Here is an 18,560-nt window from a genome sequence, read left to right as displayed (position 1 = left end):
CCCGTCCGGGGGGACCCCCAGGAAGGTCCATGCTGCGAACACCTACAGGCGGTGCCGGTCACGGCACCGCCGCCGCGGGCGAGCGCGCGATGAGCATCGGCACGGTGCTTCTGCAGCTGCGCGACGAGTTTCCCGAAGTCACGATCTCCAAGATCCGCTTCCTGGAGGCGGAGGGGCTCATCGAGCCCCAGCGGACGCCTTCGGGCTACCGGAAGTTCAGCCCTGCCGACGTCGAGCGGCTGGCCCAGGTGCTGCGCATGCAGCGGGACCACTACCTGCCGCTCAAGGTCATCCGTGAGCACCTCGAAGCGCTGGCGTGCGGCGAACAGGCGGCCCTGCCGCCCGGTGGCGGGCAGGGCGATCCGGCAGACCCCCGCTGGGACCAGGAGCCGGGTGCGGCCACAGCGGCCCGTATCGGACGCTCCGAGCTCCTTGCCGCCACCGAGGCCACCGAGGAGCAGCTCGACGAGTGGGAGTCGTACGGGCTGATCGTGCCCGCCGCCGGGGGCAGCTACGACGCCGAGGCCGTGACCGTGGCGCGGCTCGTGGCGGACCTGGGCCGATTCGGCCTCGAGCCCCGGCATCTGCGGGCCGTCAAGGCGGCCGCGGAGCGCGAGGCAGGGCTGGTCGAACAGGTGGTCGCGCCCCTGCGCCGGCACCGGAATCCGCAGACCAGGGCCCATGCGGAGGCCACCGCGAAGGAGCTCGCGGAGCTGTCCGTCCGGCTCCACGCCGCGCTGGTCCAGACGGCTCTGAAGGTCAGTTTCCACTGACGGCGGAGGAGCCCGACTATCCAAACATGGCGGGCACGTCCTAGGGTTGCTGTGTGAACGAGCTCGACGTTGTGGGTGTCCGGGTGGAAATGCCCTCCAACCAACCGATCGTGCTCCTGCGTGAAGTGGGAGGCGACCGGTACCTCCCTATTTGGATCGGTCCTGGGGAAGCGACCGCGATCGCCTTCGCCCAGCAGGGCATGGCTCCGGCCAGGCCGCTGACCCATGATCTCTTCAAGGATGTGCTCGAGGCCGTCGGCCAGGAGCTCACCGAGGTCCGCATCACGGACCTCAGAGAAGGGGTCTTCTACGCGGAGCTGGTCTTCGCCAGCGGGGTCGAGGTGAGTGCGCGGCCGTCCGACGCCATAGCGCTCGCCCTGCGCACCGGCACGCCGATCTACGGCAGTGACGGGGTGCTCGACGACGCCGGCATCGCCATCCCGGACGAGCAGGAGGACGAGGTGGAGAAGTTCCGCGAGTTCCTCGACCAGATCTCGCCGGAGGACTTCGGCACGAACAGCCAGTGACCGCCGTGGGGGCGGTGTCAGCGCATCCGACAAGCCGTTCCCGGAAATCAGTCACGGGAAACCACCCTCAGGGTGATTATCACTCGGCGTGCCGAGTGTGGCGATCGTTGACGCACCCCTGGTGACTGCCTACCTTCGAGATGGCAGGTCAAGGACGGAGGTCGGCGTGAGAATCAGCGGCGACGGTACGGCTGCGGGTGGGCCGTACCGGCAGCACGGCAGTGCGGCCGACCACTCCATCAGACAGCCGGTTCAGCCGGCGGTGGTGGCAGCGGACGGTGTGGCAGAGGCAGGGGACATCGGCTACCGGGGGCCTACAGCGTGCGCGGCTGCCGGCATCACCTACCGACAGCTCGACTACTGGGCGCGCACGGGGCTCGTGGAGCCGAGCGTGCGTCCCGCGTACGGGTCGGGGACACAGCGTCTCTACAGCTTCCGGGACGTGGTTCTGCTCAAGATCGTCAAGCGTTTCCTGGACACGGGGGTCGCCCTTCAGAACATCCGCACCACCGTGCAGCACCTCAGGGCCCGCGGGTTCACGGATCTGGAGCGGATGACCCTGATGAGTGACGGGGCGACGGTCTACGAGTGCTCGTCGCCGGACGAGGTCGTGAGTCTGCTCCAGGGCGGCCAGGGCGTCTTCGGCATCGCGGTGGGGGTCGTCTGGCGCGACGTCGACGCGGCGCTGTCCCAGCTCCACGGAGAGCGTGTCGACACGGGGGAGACGCTGATCGGTCACAACCCCGCGGATGAGCTGGCTCGGCGGCGCAACCGCGCGGGCTGAGCCACAGGAGCAGGAGCAGAGCGGTGCGGCGCGTGCGTCGGGCGGGTCGAATGTCAGTGGCATGAGGCACCATCGGTCCGTGTGAGAGCCGCGCCCACCATTCTGCATCTGGACATGGATGCCTTCTACGCCTCTGCGGAGCAGGCGGCGAAGCCAAGCCTGCGTGGCAAACCGGTGGTGGTGGGCGGCCTGGGGATGCGCGGCGTGGTCGCCACCGCGTCGTACGAGGCGCGGCGGCTGGGTGTGCATTCGGCGATGCCGATGGCACAGGCACGGCGGCTCGCTCCCAACGCCGCGTATCTGGTCCCGCGTTTCGCGCTCTACCGCACGGTGAGCGACCAGGTGATGGGGCTCCTCGGGCGGCTCTCACCCCTCGTCGAACCGCTCAGCCTGGACGAGGCGTTCGTCGATCTGGAGGCCGGCGGGGTCGCCGACGACGCGGCGTCCGCCCGCGCGATCGGCGGGCAGCTGCGCACCGTGATCAGGGCCGTCACCGGCCTCAGTGGCTCCGTCGGACTGGCCGGCTCCAAGATGCTGGCCAAGATCGCCTCCGAGGAGGCCAAGCCGGACGGTCTGCTGCTGATCGAGCCCGGCACCGAGCGTGAGCTCCTGGCGCCCATGCCGGTGCGGACCCTCCCGGGTGTGGGGCCCGCCACCGGCGACCATCTCCGGCGCGCCGGCATGACCCTTGTCAGTCACCTGGCGGAGGCGGGCGAGGCGGAGCTCGTACGGCTGCTGGGCAAGGCGCACGGCGTCGCGCTCCACCGCATGGCGCGGGGCTACGACGACCGTCCCGTCGTCGCCGAGAGGGACGCCAAGTCCGTGTCGGTCGAGGACACCTTCGACGTGGACCTGCACGACCGTGTGCGGGTCAGGTCGGAGGTGGAGCGGCTCGCGGACCGGTGCGTGCGTCGGCTGCGGGACGCGGGGCGGTCCGGGCGCACCGTGGTCCTCAAGGTGCGCCGCTACGACTTCTCGACGCTCACCCGGTCGGAGACCCTGCGCGGCCCCACCGACGACCCCGCGGTGGTCCGCGAGGCCGCCGCACGGCTTCTGGAGGCCGTGGACACGACCGGCGGCGTCCGGCTGCTCGGAGTGGGCGTCACGGGGCTGGCGGACTTCACGCAGGAGGACCTGTTCGCGCAGGCCGCCGAGGCCGAGCACGCAGCGGAGGGGTCCGCGGCCGCCGCCCCGGACGAACACGACGACACGGCGGAGAGGGCCGCCGACCGGGGCCCCCGGGAGAGCGGCGAGCCGCCGTCCTCGCGACGCTGGCCGGCCGGACACGACGTACGGCACGACGTCCACGGGCACGGCTGGGTGCAGGGCAGTGGCGTCGGCAGGGTCACCGTGCGTTTCGAGGAGCCGTGGACGGGCCCGGGCCGGGTGCGTACGTTCCGCATCGACGACCCGCACCTTCGGCCGGCCGAACCGCTTCCCCTGGTGCGGGATCCGGTGGACTACTCCTCGTGGCCGGCCAGTTTGCCGAAGTCCTTGTCGGGGGCAGGGCCGGCCGAGGGCGAGGAGTCCAGTCCGTAATGCCGGTAGAGCTGCAGCTCCTGCTCGGGCGAGAGGTGGCGGCCCACGCCGAAGTCGGGGGCGTCCTTGATCAGGCCCCGGTCGAAGGGGATCCGCAGCGCCCCGTCGACGAATTCGCTCGGTTCCAGCGGGACGAACGCGTCCCGGGTGAAGAGTCCGGTGCGTACGGCGGCCCACTCGGGTACCCCGGTCGCATCGTCGAGATAGACCTCGTCCACCGTACCGATCTTGGCACCACGACGGTCGAAGGCCTTGCGGCCGATCAGGCTGCGCGGATCGATGTCGGTCTGCACGGTGCCTCCCACTGGTCACAACTGCATCAGGTGGTCGCGACTGCTCCACAGGCTCTACGAAAGGCCAGATCCGGGCCGTCGGCCACTCGAGACGGCCCGCACCGACCCCGCTGGTAGGCTGGAACACGGCTGCTGACCCTGTGCGGGAGAGTCCTCCGGAGAGATCCGGGGGCGCCGAAGGAGCAACTCCTCCCCGGAATCTCTCAGGCCCCTGTACCGCACGGACGAGGTCACTCTGGAAAGCAGGTCGGGATCCGTACGGCACGTGCCGTCACGGGTGTCGCCCTCACCGACGGTGAAAGCCGGTACGCCCCGGGGCGTGCCGGTGAAGCTCTCAGGTCGAGATGACAGAGGGGGAGGCCGTTCGGGCAGCCACGCCGTGGCGCCCTCGCAGGTCGTGGCAGACCAGGAGGCCTCCATCATGACCCCCCGTCGCACTCCGCTCTCCCAGCTGGAGCAGGGCATTCCGTTCGAGCAGCGCCACATCGGGCCCGATGCCGGGGCGCAGGCGAAGATGCTCGCCCAGGTCGGCTACGGCTCCCTCGACGAGCTCACCGCCGCCGCCGTGCCCGACGTGATCAGGAGCGCCGAGGCGCTGAACCTGCCCGAGGCGCGCACCGAGGCCGAGGTCCTGGCCGAGCTGCGGAGCCTCGCCGACCGCAACCAGGTGCTCGCACCGATGATCGGCCTGGGCTACTACGGCACGTTCACCCCGCCCGTCATCCTGCGCAACGTCATGGAGAACCCCGCCTGGTACACGGCCTACACGCCGTACCAGCCGGAGATCTCCCAGGGGCGCCTCGAGGCCCTCCTGAACTTCCAGACGATGGTCGCCGACCTCACCGGGCTTCCCACCTCCGGCGCCTCGCTCCTCGACGAGGGCACCGCGGCCGCCGAGGCCATGGCGCTGGCGCGCCGCGTCGGCAAGGTGAAGAACGGCGTCTTCCTGGTCGACGCCGACACCCTGCCGCAGACCGTCGCGGTGATCGAGACCCGCGCCGAGCCGACCGGCGTCGAGGTCGTCGTCGCCGACCTCACCGGGGGCATCCCGGCGGAGGTCGCCGAACGCGGCGTCTTCGGGGTGCTGCTCCAGTACCCGGGCGCCTCCGGCGCCGTACGCGACATCAAGCCCGTCATCGAGCAGGCGCACGAGCTGGGGGCGATCGTCTCCGTCGCGGCCGACCTGCTGGCCCTGACGCTCCTCACCTCGCCCGGCGAGCTGGGCGCGGACATCGCCGTCGGCACGACGCAGCGCTTCGGCGTCCCGATGGGCTTCGGCGGACCGCACGCCGGCTTCATGGCCGTACGCGAGAAGTTCGCCCGCAGCCTGCCCGGCCGCCTCGTCGGGGTGTCCGTCGACGCCGACGGCAACAAGGCCTACCGCCTGGCGCTGCAGACCCGTGAGCAGCACATCCGCCGCGAGAAGGCCACCAGCAACATCTGCACCGCCCAGGTGCTGCTCGCCGTCATGGCCGGCATGTACGCCGTCTACCACGGTCCCGACGGGCTGCGGACGATCGCCGGGCGCACCCACCGGTTCGCCGCCATCCTCGCCGAGGGGCTGCGGGCCTCCGGCGCGGAGGTCGTGCACGGCGCGTACTTCGACACCCTCACCGTCCGTGTGCCGGGCAAGGCCGCCCAGGTGGTCGCCGACGCCCGCGAGCGCGGGGTGAACCTGCGCCTGGTCGACGCCGACCATGTCTCCGTCGCCTGCGACGAGACCACGACCCGCGCCCGGGTCGCGGCCGTCTGGGCGGCCTTCGGGGCCGGCGGCGACATCGAGGCGCTGGACGCGGAGACCGCCGACGCGCTGCCCGAGGGGCTGCTGCGCACCGACGCCGTCCTCACCCACCCGGTCTTCCACCAGCACCGTTCCGAGACGGCGATGCTGCGCTACCTGCGTAAGCTCGCCGACCGCGACTACGCGCTGGACCGCGGCATGATCCCGCTCGGCTCCTGCACCATGAAGCTGAACGCGACCGCCGAGATGGAATCGATCACCTGGCCCGAATTCGGCGCGCTTCACCCCTTCGCGCCCGCCGAGCAGGCACAAGGCTTCCTCACCCTCATCCGTGAGCTGGAGGAGCGCCTCGCCGAGGTCACCGGTTACGACGCCGTCTCCATCCAGCCCAACGCCGGCTCGCAGGGCGAGTTCGCCGGGCTGCTGGCCGTGCGCGCCTATCACCGGGCCAACGGCGAGCACGAACGCACCGTCTGCCTGATCCCCTCCTCCGCGCACGGCACCAATGCGGCGAGCGCGGTGATGGCCGGCATGAAGGTCGTCGTCGTGCAGACCGCCGACGACGGAGAGGTCGACATAGAGGATCTCCGGGCCAAGATCGCCAAGCATCGCGACGAGCTCGCCGTCCTCATGATCACCTACCCCTCGACACACGGTGTCTTCGAGGAGCACGTCGCCGACATCTGCGGTGAGGTGCACGAGGCCGGCGGCCAGGTGTACGTGGACGGTGCCAACCTCAACGCGCTGGTCGGTCTCGCCAAGCCGGGCCACTTCGGCGGCGACGTCTCCCACCTGAACCTGCACAAGACCTTCTGCATCCCGCACGGCGGCGGCGGCCCGGGTGTCGGCCCGGTCGGTGTGCGCGCCCACCTGGCGCCGTACCTCCCCAACCACCCCCTCCAGCCCGCGGCGGGTCCGGAGACCGGCGTCGGCCCGATCTCGGCCGCCCCGTGGGGTTCGGCGGGAATCCTGCCGATCTCGTGGGCCTACGTACGCCTGATGGGCGGCGAGGGTCTGAAGCGTGCGACGCAGGTGGCCGTACTCGCGGCCAACTACATCGCCAAGCGTCTCGAACCGCACTTCCCGATCCTCTACAACGGCCCGGCCGGTCTGGTCGCGCACGAGTGCATCGTGGACCTGCGGCCGATCTCGAAGGCGACCGGCGTGAGCATCGACGACATCGCCAAGCGGCTGATCGACTACGGCTTCCACTCACCGACCATGTCCTTCCCGGTGGCGGGGACGCTGATGATCGAGCCGACCGAGAGTGAGGACCTCGCCGAGCTCGACCGATTCTGCGACACGATGATCGCCATCCGCGGGGAGATCGACAAGGTCGCCTCCGGCGAGTGGAGCGCGGACGACAACCCGCTGCGCAACGCTCCGCACACGGCGGCCGCCCTCGGTGGCGAGTGGGCCCACGCCTACACCCGCGAAGAGGCGGTCTTCCCGGCCGGTGTCACGCCCTCGGACAAGTACTGGCCGCCGGTCCGCCGCATCGACGGGGCGTTCGGCGACCGCAACCTGGTCTGCTCCTGCCCCCCGCTGGACGCGTACGACCAGTAGGCACGCGGATACGCGTCGGGGCCGGTGCGGAGAGCTCTCCGGGCCGGCCCCCGTGTTCCGTCCGCCGTGGTCAGGCGGCCTTCATCACCTGACCGCTCTTCAGCGAGCGGTGCGGGGCGATGATCTGCCCGTTCGGGAGCAGCTCACCGGTGTCCTCGAAGAGCAGGACGCCGTTGCACAGGAGACTCCAGCCCTGTTCCGGGTGGTGGGCCATCAGGCGCGCGGCTTCCCGGTCGTTGGAGTCGGCGGACGGGCAGGGTGGCTGGTGCTGGCACATGGGTGGGTTCTTTCGCTGCGTTGAGTCGAGTGTCCTGCGGCTGGACGATGTGTTCATGGCCGCCCCCGTATCAAGTCGGTCCGTTCCCAGTGTTGCCCTACGGGCGTCTCTCCGCAGGGATTTCGCGGCAGCTGCTGTTCTCCTCCCATGACGCATCACCCGGCCGGACGGTTCAATCCGACGGCACTGTCCGTTCGGATGGTCAGGGGTGACCTGACCGGACTAGTCCGCCCGGGTACGGACGCGCCCCCGCCGAGGAGCTCGGCGGGGGCGGGTGACGGCGGAGGCGTCAGGCGGGCGATCCGAGGAGACCCGGGACCTCGGGGAGGTCCGGAAGGGGTGCCGGGGTGAGGCGCAGGTTCATGACCGGGAGCAGGTCGGCGACCCGGTGGGGGCGGTGGGCCGTGATGCCCGGAGGAGCCGGTGCCAGGGGCACCAGCACGTCGGTCGGTGCGAGTGCCCCGCCGCCGGCGTCGGCCTCGGTGTCGTGGTGCAGCCACAGGGTGAGCATGTACAGCCCGGGCACGGACAGCAGCCGCGGCTGGTAGGACGTCGTCGACGACTCCGCCTGGCGCAGGGCGAGTTCGGTGGACGTGATGTACGGGCCCTCGAAGAAGTGCGAGAAGGTCCAGCCGTCGGCGGTGAGCATGGTGTCCGCGGCGGCCACGGCGCGTTCGCCGCTGCGGATCAGGAAGCGCCAGCCGGCGAGGCGGGTGCGGGGTGCGGCGTCGCTCGGCACGATCCGGTCCAGTACGTGGACGGGGAGCGGGAGTTCGGGGCTCAGCGATCCCTGGACGGACCGGAGGGCGGGCGTATGGGCCTCGCGGACTGCGGTGGGAGAACCGAGTGCCGCGAGAACGCTGCGCAGTGCGGGCGCGGGGGCCGGAGAAACATGCAGCGGCATAGTGGGTTGCCTCTCACTTCGGAGACACGGTGGTGCGTGGGCGGGTGCAGACGTCGCTGTCGGCGTGCGGGGCCAGAGGAAGGCCGGTGACGGGGCGGACGGGCCGATGCGTCAACTCTCTGCCTCGTTCGCAGAGTTTATACGACAAATGTTCACACGGTGTTTCGGCTAGCCGTCCCGCGTATTGCGCGCAAGGTGGATCTGAGCCTTTGGATTGCGAGGTTTCTGTGGATTCGAGCCGCTCGCGACCCCTGTCGCCAGGAACTTTCCCGATGTGGCGGTAGGCTCAAACTCACCGGTGTTTCCGCGGCGCAACTCCGTCATGCACCCTGCATATGCCCCATGCCTTCGGAATGTGCCTCCGGCTTCAGTCGTCAGACTACTGGGTACCCGAGGGGCGTGGGGGCGTTACGGATCATCTCGTCGGGGCATTATCGATCGTGATACGAGCGGCCTGGGCCGCGGGCCGCCCACTCGAGGAGGGACCCTTCGATGGGCGAGAAGATCGTGGCGGGCGCCTTTGCCCCGTCCGATCGGCAGGCGTACCGCGAGAAGCTGACCCGGTGCCTGACCGGGCTGGAGAGGCTCCTGTCGGAGCGGAGGTTCGATCGGCCCAGAAATCTCATGGGTCTCGAGATCGAGCTGAATCTCGCGGGTTCGGACGGCATGCCGAGGATGCGGAATGCGGAGGTGCTCCAGCGCATCGCCAGCCGGGATTTCCAGACGGAACTGGGGATGTTCAATCTGGAAGTGAACATTCTTCCTCACCGGCTGAGCGGCCGGGTATTCGATCAGCTGGCGGAGGAGTTGCGTACCGGGCTCGCATATGCGCACCGGAAGGCCGCGGAGGTCGACGCCGGGATCGTGATGATCGGCATCCTGCCGACCCTGGGACGGGACGACGTGGTTTCGGCGAACCTGTCGGACGTCGACCGCTACACGCTCCTCAACGATCAAATGGCGGCCGCGCGCGGAGAGGAATTCGTGCTCGATATCGAAGGCGTCGAGCGACTGGTCTCGACCTCTGCCTCCATCGCCCCCGAATCGGCGTGCACGTCCGTCCAGTTGCACCTCCAGGTGACGCCCGACCGCTTCGCGGACGTCTGGAACGCCGCCCAGGCCATCGCCGCCGTGCAGATCGCCCTCGGTGCCAACTCTCCCTTCCTGTTCGGCAAGGAGCTGTGGCGTGAGTCGAGGCCACCGCTGTTCCAGCAGGCCACGGACGTGCGGCCGCCCGAGCTCCGGAACCAGGGGGTGCGCCCCCGGACCTGGTTCGGGGAGCGGTGGATCGGTTCGGCGTACGAGCTCTTCGAGGAGAACCTCCGCTACTACCCGCCCCTGCTGCCGATCTGTGACGAGGAGGACCCCTTGCAGGTCCTCGACGAGGGCGGAGTGCCGGCTCTCGGTGAACTCGTCCTGCACAACGGCACGGTCTACCGGTGGAACCGGCCTGTCTACGGGCTGGCCGACGGCGTTCCCCACCTGCGGGTGGAGAACCGGGTCCTGCCGGCCGGTCCCACCGTCGTCGACGTGATCGCCAATGCCGCCTTCTACTACGGACTGGTGCGCGCGCTCGCCGACGACTCCCGGCCGGTGTGGACCAAGCTGCCCTTCGAGGCGGCGGCGGAGAACTTCGACGCCGCCTGCCGCCACGGGATCGAGGCCGAGCTGCTCTGGCCGCGCCCCGGCCGTTCGGGCGGCGTGGCGAAGGTACCCGCCGTCAAGCTCGTACGGGACGAACTGCTTCCGCTCGCGGCCGCGGGGCTCGACGCCTGGAACATCGAACCCTCGGACCGCGACCGCTACCTCGGCGTCATCGAGGAGCGCTGCCGGCTCCGTGTGAACGGGGCCTCCTGGCAGGTCGACACGTATCACCGGGCCCTGGAGGCGGGCCTCGCGCGGGAGGGCGCGCTGGCGGCCACCACGCGGCGCTACGGCGAACTGATGCAGCTGGGTGAACCGGTGCACACCTGGCCGGTGGGCTTCCCCGCGCCCTGAGGGGAGGACCCGCCCGGTGTCCCGCCTCCGCGACGCCGTCAGGCAAGCTATGACGACGCATGGCTGACGGCAGAAGTACAGGTGGAGGCGGGGCGCGTGGCTGAATCCATTCCTCACGAGGGGGTGCCCCGGCGGATCCTCCGGTCGGAGACGCTCCTCGTACTGGCTCTTTCACTCGGGGCCAGCGGGGTGTCCGCCCTGATCAGCTTCATCGGGTCGCTGACGAAACCGGGGGGCCTCAAGGACCAGGCCGCGACGCTGAACGGGTCGTACGCCCCTGGGCGCCCGTGGCTGGACCTGGCATGGCAGCTGTTCGGTATCGCATCGGCGCTGGTGCCGGTCGCGCTGGTGGCTCACCTGCTCCTGAGGGAAGGGGCCGGCCTGCGGACCCTCGGCCTCGACCGCACCCGGCCGTGGGGGGACCTCGGCAGGGGCGCCCTGGTGGCGGCGGGGATCGGCAGCGCGGGGCTGGCCTTCTACCTGGCGGCGCGCGCCGGGGGGTTCAACCTGACGGTGGTTCCCGAGTCACTGCCCGAGGTGTGGTGGAAGTTCCCCGTCCTGATCCTCTCCGCGGTGCAGAACTCCCTCGTGGAGGAAGTCATCGTCGTGGGCTATCTGCTGCGGCGGCTGGGGCAGCTGGGGTGGACTCCGATGGCCGCCCTGGTCGCCAGCTCCGTGCTGCGCGGCTCCTACCACCTGTACCAGGGGATCGGCGGCTTCATCGGGAACATGGTGATGGGCGTCGTCTTCGTGCTGCTGTACAGGCGCTGGGGGCGGGTCGGGCCGCTGGTCGTCGCGCACGCGCTGCTCGACATCGGGGCGTTCGTCGGATACGCGCTGCTCGCGGGGAAGGTGGGCTGGCTGCCCACCCCGTGAGGCTGCCGCCCCGTGAGGCGGGTTCGTCTCACGCGGCGGTCCGCTGCTCCCGCGCCCGGCGCCCGAGGGCGGGGCTCACACGTGCTCAGAGCCCTGCGAGGAGCTCCCCGTCGATGACCGTGACGGCGCTGCCGGTCAGCAGTGTGCGCTCGCCGCGCAGCGAGACACGGACGAGGCCCGAGCGGGCTGACGCCTGGAGGCCGGTGAGGCTGTCGCGGCCGAACCTGGCCGCCCAGAAGGGTGCCAGGGCGGTGTGGGCGCTGCCGGTCACCGGGTCCTCGTCGATGCCGACTCCGGGGAAGAAGCCGCGCGAGACGAAGTCGTACCCACGCATGGGGTCCGCGGACGCAGCCGTGGCGATCACGCCCCGCCGGGAGCAGGCGGTGAGCGCGCGGAAGTCAGGCCGGAGGGCGCGCACGGTGGCTTCGTCGGCCAGTTCCACCAGCAGGTCGCCGAGGCGCTCCCCCGTGTCGTGGACGGAGAAGGGCGACGCCCCGAGCGCATCCGCGAGGCCGGCCGGAGCCTGCGCGGGTGTGAGCGGTGCCGTCGGGAAGTCCAGCGTCAGGGTGCCGTCCTCGTGCGCCGTGGTGCGCAGGACCCCGGACCGGCTCGCGAAGCGCACCGTGCCGCTCGCGACCCCCGTGGTGTGCAGGACGTGGGCGGTGGCCAGGGTCGCGTGCCCGCAGAGGTCGACCTCGGTGGCCGGGGTGAACCAGCGCAGGGCCCAGTCGGCCTCCCCGCCCGGCGGCAGTGGATGGGCGAAGGCGGTCTCCGCGAGGTTGACCTCGGAGGCCACGAGCTGGAGGCGGTCCGCTCCGGGGAAGGCGCCGGAGTCCAGGAGCACGACTCCGGCGGGGTTGCCGGCGAAGGGGCGGTCGGTGAACGCGTCGACGATACGGATCTTCATGGGGCCGACCGTAGGCGGGCGGTTCCGCGCGGTCCAAGGCCAATTCGGTATGACCGGCCCTGGGATGGAGGGGCCGTGCACGTCACAGCCAGGGTGCGACGTCGGATTTCTTGTATGGGCCTGCCGGCATCATGCCCGGCGTGCTCCAGCCCGCTCGATGAGGCGGTGAGCAGGGGTGCGACCATCCTCGGATGCGAGAGATCGACGAGTTGGTCCACGTGGACGATCCGGCGTGGCCGGAGCTTCGCAAGATGGTTTCGGCGGGCTCCGTGCCCGTTCAGGTGTTGTCTGCCGACATCGACGAGGGTCGCCGATGCCTTCTGCAGATGCAGGTCACGGCGCGATCGGCGCTGGGTGCTCTGGCGTTGAACACCGGCGGTCTGCTCGTGGACGACGGGTGGGTGCGTGTGTTCGGCGGGGGGTCGGTCACGGGTGGGGGGCTCCCGAGTCTGGCGCAGGTCAACCGCTTCCCCGCGGACTTCGACCCGGTCTGGCATCCCGCGACAGGTCTGATCGTCGGCCACGACGTCGTCGGCGGGGTCTTCGCGCTGAACGGTGGCGATCCTGCAGCTGCGGGCCGGCCCGGGGCACCTGGGCAGATGACGTACTTCGCTCCCGACACCCTTGAGTGGGAAGCGATGGAAATGGGCCACTCCGGATGGATCTCCTGGCTGCTCTCGGGCCAGTCGGAGACGTTCTACGAAGGGCTGCGATGGACTGGCTGGCGTGAGGAAGCTGCGGCCCTGGCCATTCCGCAGGGCATTTCTGTGTATCCGTTCCTGTGGTCCGAGGAGGCCCGTGCGGATCTCGCGGCCACGAGTCGGCGGCCTGTGCCGATGCGCGAGATCATCGGCGTCGCTGCGGACTTCGCCCGGCAGATGGGGCCGTCCGATCCTGGGTTCCTCGGCGACGTGTGACGGGGTTCGCCGCCGCTCGGGCATGGTGTCGCTGAATTCCGGCTTCCCGTGCGAGTGGCGCCTTTCGTTGAGACGGCCGGATCACGTCAGGTGGAACAGCACCGGAAGAACCTGCAGCCGACCGCCGAGCTGCTCGGCCCCGGTCCGTAACGGCAACGGCTACGCGAACACATCGATCAGCCGGTACGCCATATCCGCCCCGCGCCCCGAACGGCGGCGCCGGCTTCGGGCCGGCCGACGGACGTCCGCCATGAACACCGGCTCGGGCGTATCCGCCCGTCCGCCCGTCCGCCCGTCCTGGTGGTTGAGGGACCGGACATCGACCACCCGGGCCCGGTCGTCGGCGAACCGTACGAAGTGGTCAGGGGCGTGACGACGCGGACGGGCCAGTACTCCCAGCCTGCCTCGACCGCACCGGGCCCGGGTCGGCAAGGTCGGATGTCAAACGATCAGACCCGTCCGTGTGCCGGGACGTATAGGTGTCATCTGGCCGTGGTTGTTGTCAAAAACGGCGGCCAGTAGCTTCCTCGCATGACAAGGTACGCAGATCCAGGTGCGGTCGAGGAGGTGGAGTCCGGTGGCGGGCCGTTGACCGTTGTGCCCGAAGCAGTCCTGTCTTCGTGGTCCGGCGCAGACAACGATGAGTCCGAAACCGATGACGGCAGGGCCTGCGGCGTCGACGGGTATACCGGCCTGGTGGCGATCGGGCAGTCGCAGGCCCTGGTCCTCGGTGATGACCCCACCTCGACGTCCGTCCTCCCGGAGCGTGACCTGTTCGTGCGGTGGTGCGCCGCTGAGTCGGAGGAGGAGCTTCTCGGCAGCGTTGATGCCGCTCTCGCTGATGCTGCCTGGGAGCCCGAGCGGCATCGGTACGTGCCGGGGCCAGTGGTCTTGTTCGACTCGGCTTGGCCTGGTGACGAGTGGGAGCCGGATAGCCATCTACGTGTGGAACTGGGGCCAGGTCGCTATTCGGTTCGTGCCGCGCATGTGGAACCGGATCCGGAGACCTCGCTCCACCTGGTTCAGCTTCGGCGTCTTCCGTAGCGATCAGCCCAGTCTGCCCGGCACCCGGTCCGAACCGGTGACAACAAGCCGCTCGGCGACTACGAACCGGCAGACCACACACGGTTCCGGGCCCGGACGGCCGGTCAGCCAGAGTCAGCTGGGGGTGCCGGCGAACAGGGGATGGAGTGGATCGCCCTCGTACCCGACGACGAGGCAGGCCGCGGCGATCGGCCCCCGGGAGAGCTCCACCAGCCGGGCCAGGGCCCCGGGAGCATCCCGCCACCACGGTGCCACCAGACACAGCCGCACCGACTCCGGCAGCCCGAGCACGAGCGGTCCGGCCTCGCCGTCGAGGCTGACGTACACCACGGGGCGTTCCTCTCCGCCTTCGCCTACGAAGCAGAACGCGTCACCTGAGCCCGCCCGCGCAAACCGTTCCAGCCGGGCTCCGGAGGCAAGCCGGACCCCGCAATCCAGCTCCTGAGAAGTCGATGACCTCCTGGTCGGCACCCAGGAGAGGCAACAGTGCGCCGTGGTGGGCGGGAACGTCGGCTGGTGCATTCGATCCGTTCACCCGGCAGCCGTAGCCGGGGCCTCCGACAGCGGCGGCGTCAGACCGCCAGGGGGCTGGGCGGTGACGAGGCGGCGAGGGCCCTGGTGTGCGTGCGCGGTCTCATCTGCGAGCTGGTGCTCGAGCTTCCACGAAACGGCATGGGCGTCGTCGAACTCCTGTGGCACTGGTCGAGGTCCGATGAGACAGGACGACGAGGCACACGCACGCAGCCTTGCCAGGCGATAGCTTCCGATATATCGTTGAGGCATCGCGACCGTTCAAAGAAGAGTCGCGTCATCACGATGAAGAGAGGAGCGCAGTCATGCGTTCACATGGATACGACCACGAATGCGGCCCCGGGCGCCGAGGCGCCGGCAGGGGAGACTTCCAAGGCGGCCGCGCCGCTTTCGGGCCGTTCGGCCCGCCCTTCGGGGGCGGACCCTTCGGCGGCGGACGCGGCCGGGGAGGCGGCCGGGGGAGGGCGAGGCGCGGTGACGTACGCGCGTCGATCCTCGCCCTGCTCAAGGACCGTCCGATGCACGGGTACGAGATGATCCAGGAGATCGGCGAGCGCAGCGGCGGGGCCTGGAAGCCCAGCCCCGGCTCGGTGTACCCCACCCTCCAGCTGCTGGAGGACGAGGGCCTGATCGTCAGCGCCAGCGAGGGCGGCAAGAAGCTGTTCACCCTGACCGAGCACGGTCGCGGCGAGGCCGAGTCGGGCCCCGAGGCCCCCTGGGAAGAGGCGGGGCGCGGCGTCGACTGGGAGGGCGTCAACGAGATCCGGCAGGCCGGTTTCGGCCTGATGGAGGCGTTCGGCCAGGTCTGGAAGACCGGCTCGGCCGACCAGCGGCAGAAGGCTCTCACGGTGATCAACGACGCCCGTAAGAAGCTGTACCTGATCCTCGCCGACGAGCACTGAGCCGTGCAGCACGCGCAAACGGAGAAGGGCCCCGGCGACGGGGCCCTTCTTCTGTCCACCCCACGTGCCGCCATGGAGTCCTTCTCGGGGTCCTCCTCATCCCCAAGGAGGAGGAGGACCCCGGCCGTGCCCGCCTTTCGCGGGATGGCGGATGGGCCGCGCCGGGGATGTTTTCGCTCCCGGGGGCTGATGGGGTGGAGAGGTGCAATTCCGGACATCGAAGATCCCCGAGCAAGCCGCTCAGGTCCACCCCTGGGCCGGTGCCGGACTGAGTGACGCGATGATCGCGGTGACGACCGGTGCGCGCCGGCGGGCGGTGCGCGACGGGGACCGTCATGTGGACACCGCCCATCTCCTGCACTCGCTCGTCGAGTCCGATCCCGAGGTCCGGGAGGTCTTCGACGGAGGACCGCAACTCGCCAGGGTGCTCGGATACCTGGTGCAGCGCAGCATCGGATACGGCCTCCGCTGGCAGGGGACCCAGGAGGACTCGGGCGGCTTCCCGGCCGTGAGGGAACCCGGGGGTGAGGGGTGGTCACCCTCCGCGGAGGCGGCGCTGGACCGTGCGGTCGGCGGCGCGCTCCTGCGCGGTGAGCGCCACGCGGACGGTCTCGACCTGCTCGCGGCGCTGGTCGCGGATCCCCGGTGCCGTGCGGTCGAGGTGCTGGAGCGGGCCGGTGTCGCGACCGGACCGCTGGGTGCCCGCGCGGCGGACCGGGCAGCCGCCGAGGGCTCGGTGGGGTGATCATGAACACGCGGCGGACAGGTGTGACGGGGGTGACGCTGCTGACGCCTGCTGCCATGATGTGCCGATGCACGCGACTCAGAGGAGAAGTGCCGGTCTGGGCCTGGCCCTTGCCTCGGCCTTCGCATTCGGTGGTTCAGGGGTGGCGGCCAAGCCGCTGATCGAGGCGGGGCTGGACCCCCTGCACGTGGTCTGGCTGCGCGTGACCGGCGCCGCCCTCGTCCTGCTGCCGGTCGCCTGGCGCCACCGGCACCTGGTGCGGGAGCGGCCTGTCCTGCTGGCCGGCTTCGGGCTGTTCGCCGTGGCGGGGGTGCAGGCCTTCTACTTCGCCTCGATCTCCCGCATCCCTGTCGGCGTCGCCCTGCTCATCGAGTATCTGGCCCCCGCCCTCGTCCTCGGCTGGGTGCGCTTCGTGCAGCGCCGGCCCGTCACCCGGGCCGCGGCGGTCGGCGTGGTGCTGGCGGTCGGCGGACTCGCCTGCGTCGTCGAGGTGTGGGCGGGACTGACCTTCGACGTGGTCGGGCTGCTGCTCGCGCTGGGCGCGGCGTGCTGCCAGGTGGGTTACTTCGTCCTCTCGGACCAGGGCGCCGGGCACGGGGGCGCGGCCGACGCCGAACCCCCGCATCCCGTCGGGGTGATCGCGTACGGACTCCTGGCCGGTGCCGCCGTGCTCACGGTGGTGGCCAGGCCGTGGGGCATGGAGTGGGCTGTGCTCGGCGGGAGCGCGGAGATGGACGGGCGCCATGTGCCCGCGTGGCTCCTGCTCGGCTGGATCGTGCTGCTCGCGACCGTGCTGGCCTACGTCACCGGTGTGGTGTCCGTGCGGCTGCTCTCGCCGCAGGTAGCGGGCGTGGTCGCGTGTCTCGAAGCGGTCATCGCGACCGTGCTCGCCTGGGTCCTGCTGGGCGAACACCTCTCCGCACCGCAGTTGGTGGGCGGAGGCGTGGTGCTGATCGGCGCCTTCATCGCGCAGTCGTCCGCGCCCCGGCCGCCCTCGGGGCCGGTGGCATCGGGTCCTGCCGTGCCCGCCGCCGGGGCGACAGGACCGCCCGAGCCGGTTGGAACCGGGGGAGAGTTGTCCCGCCCTCCGGGCCCGTCGTAGGGTGTCGATCATGCCGCAGACCGTACTTCCGCCTCCCGCCGCCTAGCGCGAGGCGGCAACTCCGGACGAAGACCGGGCTCGGGTACGCCCCGAGCGGTTCGTCGCTGCCCGCGCGCGGAGCCGAGCGACCACCACCCCCTTCTTCCTTCTCCGGAGCGTCACATGTCCCACCCTGTTTCCGCGCTGCCCGTCGGGCGGAGCCTCCTCTATCTCGTCGTCGCCGGACTCGCCTGGGGGACGGCGGGTGCCGCCGCCTCCCTGCTCTTCCGGATCAGTGATCTCGGGCCACTCGCGATGTCGTTCTGGCGCTGTGTCGGCGGCCTCGTCCTGCTGGCCGGGGCACTCGCGCTGCGTCCCCGTCGCCCCTGCGCCTCCGGCGAGCCGCGCCGCCGGAGGCTGCTGCGCATCCTGGGGACCGGCATCGGCCTCACCGTCTTCCAGAGCGCGTACTTCGGGGCGGTGGAATCGACCGGGCTCGCCGTCGGAACCGTCGTGACGCTGGGAGCGGGACCCGTCCTCATCGCCGTCGGTGCGCGGCTGACGATGGGGGAGCGGCTGGGAAGGGGCGGGCTGCTCGCCGTGGCCGGCGCCCTGACCGGCCTTGCCGTGCTGGTCCTCGGCGGCGAGCCGGCCGAGGTGCGGCCCGCCGGACTGCTCCTGGCCGTGCTGTCCGCCGCGGGGTACGCCGCGATCACCCTGCTGACCCGGTGGCTGGGCAGGGACGGCGCGGCGGGCGACTCCCTCTCCACCAGTGCGTGGGCCTTCGGCATCGGGGCCGTGGGGCTGCTGCCCCTGGCCGCGGCCGAGGGCCTCGTGCCGCACACGGCCGAGACGGGCCAGGTGCTGGGGCTGATGATCTACGTGGCGGCGGTGCCGACCGCGCTCGCCTACGCGCTCTACTTCGCGGGGGCCGCGGCGGTCCGGTCCGCGACCGTGTCCGTGATCATGCTGCTGGAGCCCGTGAGCGCCGCCGTCATCGCGGTGACCGTCCTGCGTGAGCGGCTCACGGCGGCCACCGTCATCGGCACGCTGCTCCTGCTCACCGCGGTGGCGGGGCTGGCCTTCGCGGAGACCCGCGGTGCGGCGGCCCGCCGGCGCGCGGCCCTGCCCGCCTGACCCGGTGGGCGGGCCGCT

18 protein-coding genes and 1 riboswitch are annotated in these 18,560 nt (G+C 70.9%); of the genes, 13 read left to right on the top strand and 5 right to left on the bottom strand.

Annotated features, from left to right (window positions below; genetic code table 11):
* Positions 1–29 precede the first annotated feature (29 nt).
* From ftsR to OG488_RS05510, 4 genes are all read left to right on the top strand, one after another.
* The gene (gene ftsR / locus OG488_RS05525) at positions 30–773 is read left to right on the top strand and encodes a transcriptional regulator FtsR (protein ID WP_329226456.1); all 744 of its coding nucleotides are present in this window, start codon (positions 30–32) and stop codon (positions 771–773) included.
* Positions 774–826: 53 nt separating this feature from the next.
* Positions 827–1,300 carry a bifunctional nuclease family protein gene (locus OG488_RS05520; RefSeq protein ID WP_006123076.1) on the top strand — a complete coding sequence of 158 codons (474 nt, stop codon included), beginning with the start codon at positions 827–829 and terminating at the stop codon, positions 1,298–1,300.
* Positions 1,301–1,466: 166 nt separating this feature from the next.
* Positions 1,467–2,084: a MerR family transcriptional regulator gene (locus OG488_RS05515; RefSeq protein ID WP_329226455.1), complete on the top strand. Its 618-nt coding sequence runs from the start codon at positions 1,467–1,469 to the stop codon at positions 2,082–2,084.
* Positions 2,085–2,165: 81 nt separating this feature from the next.
* Positions 2,166–3,623, top strand: a complete 1,458-nt coding sequence (locus tag OG488_RS05510; RefSeq protein WP_329226453.1) for a DNA polymerase IV — start codon at positions 2,166–2,168, stop codon at positions 3,621–3,623.
* Here OG488_RS05510 and OG488_RS05505 read toward each other — a convergent pair.
* A complete protein-coding gene (locus OG488_RS05505; protein WP_329226452.1) occupies positions 3,545–3,916 on the bottom strand; it encodes a PRC-barrel domain-containing protein in 372 nt (123 codons plus the stop codon). The two genes, OG488_RS05510 and OG488_RS05505, sit on opposite strands and share 79 nt — an antisense overlap.
* Before the next feature lie 133 nt (positions 3,917–4,049).
* A riboswitch (glycine riboswitch) is annotated at positions 4,050–4,145 on the top strand.
* A 192-nt stretch (positions 4,146–4,337) separates the two neighbouring features.
* Between OG488_RS05505 and gcvP the strand changes: the two genes are divergently transcribed.
* Positions 4,338–7,223 carry an aminomethyl-transferring glycine dehydrogenase gene (gcvP, locus tag OG488_RS05500; protein WP_329226450.1) on the top strand — a complete coding sequence of 962 codons (2,886 nt, stop codon included), beginning with the start codon at positions 4,338–4,340 and terminating at the stop codon, positions 7,221–7,223.
* 70 nt (positions 7,224–7,293) lie between these two features.
* Here gcvP and OG488_RS05495 read toward each other — a convergent pair whose 3' ends face one another.
* Positions 7,294–7,500 (bottom strand): DUF5999 family protein, encoded by a 207-nt coding sequence (locus OG488_RS05495; protein WP_329226448.1) that lies wholly within the window; start codon positions 7,498–7,500, stop codon positions 7,294–7,296.
* Between the two features lie 289 nt (positions 7,501–7,789).
* Positions 7,790–8,404: a hypothetical protein gene (locus OG488_RS05490; RefSeq protein WP_329226446.1), complete on the bottom strand. Its 615-nt coding sequence runs from the start codon at positions 8,402–8,404 to the stop codon at positions 7,790–7,792.
* A gap of 492 nt (positions 8,405–8,896) precedes the next feature.
* On the opposite strand from OG488_RS05490, the gene OG488_RS05485 reads away from it, so the two are divergent.
* Together OG488_RS05485 and OG488_RS05480 are read left to right on the top strand one after the other, a co-directional pair.
* A complete protein-coding gene (locus OG488_RS05485) occupies positions 8,897–10,402 on the top strand; it encodes a glutamate-cysteine ligase family protein (RefSeq protein WP_329226444.1) in 1,506 nt (501 codons plus the stop codon).
* 96 nt (positions 10,403–10,498) lie between these two features.
* A complete protein-coding gene (locus OG488_RS05480) occupies positions 10,499–11,278 on the top strand; it encodes a CPBP family intramembrane glutamic endopeptidase (RefSeq protein ID WP_329226442.1) in 780 nt (259 codons plus the stop codon).
* A gap of 85 nt (positions 11,279–11,363) precedes the next feature.
* Here OG488_RS05480 and OG488_RS05475 read toward each other — a convergent pair whose 3' ends face one another.
* Positions 11,364–12,185 (bottom strand): PhzF family phenazine biosynthesis protein, encoded by an 822-nt coding sequence (locus OG488_RS05475; protein ID WP_329226440.1) that lies wholly within the window; start codon positions 12,183–12,185, stop codon positions 11,364–11,366.
* 191 nt (positions 12,186–12,376) lie between these two features.
* On the opposite strand from OG488_RS05475, the gene OG488_RS05470 reads away from it, so the two are divergent.
* Both OG488_RS05470 and OG488_RS05465 read left to right on the top strand, forming a co-directional pair.
* Positions 12,377–13,102, top strand: a complete 726-nt coding sequence (locus tag OG488_RS05470; protein WP_329226438.1) for a DUF2625 domain-containing protein — start codon at positions 12,377–12,379, stop codon at positions 13,100–13,102.
* Positions 13,103–13,633: 531 nt separating this feature from the next.
* A complete protein-coding gene (locus OG488_RS05465; protein WP_329226436.1) occupies positions 13,634–14,146 on the top strand; it encodes an Imm21 family immunity protein in 513 nt (170 codons plus the stop codon).
* A 114-nt stretch (positions 14,147–14,260) separates the two neighbouring features.
* Here OG488_RS05465 and OG488_RS05460 read toward each other — a convergent pair whose 3' ends face one another.
* Complete coding sequence (locus tag OG488_RS05460; protein WP_329226434.1) at positions 14,261–14,476, bottom strand: hypothetical protein; 216 nt, start codon at positions 14,474–14,476, stop codon at positions 14,261–14,263.
* A 506-nt stretch (positions 14,477–14,982) separates the two neighbouring features.
* On the opposite strand from OG488_RS05460, the gene OG488_RS05455 reads away from it, so the two are divergent.
* From OG488_RS05455 to OG488_RS05440, 4 genes are all read left to right on the top strand, one after another.
* Complete coding sequence (locus tag OG488_RS05455) at positions 14,983–15,579, top strand: PadR family transcriptional regulator (protein WP_329226432.1); 597 nt, start codon at positions 14,983–14,985, stop codon at positions 15,577–15,579.
* Between the two features lie 280 nt (positions 15,580–15,859).
* Positions 15,860–16,324, top strand: a complete 465-nt coding sequence (locus OG488_RS05450) for a Clp protease N-terminal domain-containing protein (RefSeq protein WP_329238452.1) — start codon at positions 15,860–15,862, stop codon at positions 16,322–16,324.
* Positions 16,325–16,391: 67 nt separating this feature from the next.
* Positions 16,392–17,426, top strand: a complete 1,035-nt coding sequence (locus OG488_RS05445) for an EamA family transporter (protein WP_329226430.1) — start codon at positions 16,392–16,394, stop codon at positions 17,424–17,426.
* A 162-nt stretch (positions 17,427–17,588) separates the two neighbouring features.
* Positions 17,589–18,542: a DMT family transporter gene (locus OG488_RS05440; protein WP_329226429.1), complete on the top strand. Its 954-nt coding sequence runs from the start codon at positions 17,589–17,591 to the stop codon at positions 18,540–18,542.
* Positions 18,543–18,560 lie beyond the last annotated feature (18 nt).

Origin of the sequence: Streptomyces sp. NBC_01460 (assembly GCF_036227405.1) — a bacterium.
Classification (GTDB): Bacteria; Actinomycetota; Actinomycetes; order Streptomycetales; family Streptomycetaceae; genus Streptomyces.
The sequence above is the reverse complement of the archived record's forward strand: the minus strand, read 5'-3'. Positions and strand labels throughout refer to the sequence as shown.

Bases quoted from the DNA above. Each gene is read 5' to 3' on its own strand.
- ftsR (WP_329226456.1), top strand. From the start codon at position 30: ATGCTGCGAACACCTACAGGCGGTGCCGGTCACGGCACCGCCGCCGCG.
- gcvP (WP_329226450.1), top strand. From the start codon at position 4,338: ATGACCCCCCGTCGCACTCCGCTCTCCCAGCTGGAGCAGGGCATTCCG.
- OG488_RS05495 (WP_329226448.1), bottom strand. From the start codon at position 7,500: ATGTGCCAGCACCAGCCACCCTGCCCGTCCGCCGACTCCAACGACCGG.
- OG488_RS05490 (WP_329226446.1), bottom strand. From the start codon at position 8,404: ATGCCGCTGCATGTTTCTCCGGCCCCCGCGCCCGCACTGCGCAGCGTT.
- OG488_RS05485 (WP_329226444.1), top strand. From the start codon at position 8,897: ATGGGCGAGAAGATCGTGGCGGGCGCCTTTGCCCCGTCCGATCGGCAG.
- OG488_RS05475 (WP_329226440.1), bottom strand. From the start codon at position 12,185: ATGAAGATCCGTATCGTCGACGCGTTCACCGACCGCCCCTTCGCCGGC.
- OG488_RS05470 (WP_329226438.1), top strand. From the start codon at position 12,377: ATGCGAGAGATCGACGAGTTGGTCCACGTGGACGATCCGGCGTGGCCG.
- OG488_RS05465 (WP_329226436.1), top strand. From the start codon at position 13,634: ATGACAAGGTACGCAGATCCAGGTGCGGTCGAGGAGGTGGAGTCCGGT.
- OG488_RS05455 (WP_329226432.1), top strand. From the start codon at position 14,983: ATGCGTTCACATGGATACGACCACGAATGCGGCCCCGGGCGCCGAGGC.
- OG488_RS05450 (WP_329238452.1), top strand. From the start codon at position 15,860: ATGATCGCGGTGACGACCGGTGCGCGCCGGCGGGCGGTGCGCGACGGG.
- OG488_RS05445 (WP_329226430.1), top strand. From the start codon at position 16,392: ATGCACGCGACTCAGAGGAGAAGTGCCGGTCTGGGCCTGGCCCTTGCC.
- OG488_RS05440 (WP_329226429.1), top strand. From the start codon at position 17,589: ATGTCCCACCCTGTTTCCGCGCTGCCCGTCGGGCGGAGCCTCCTCTAT.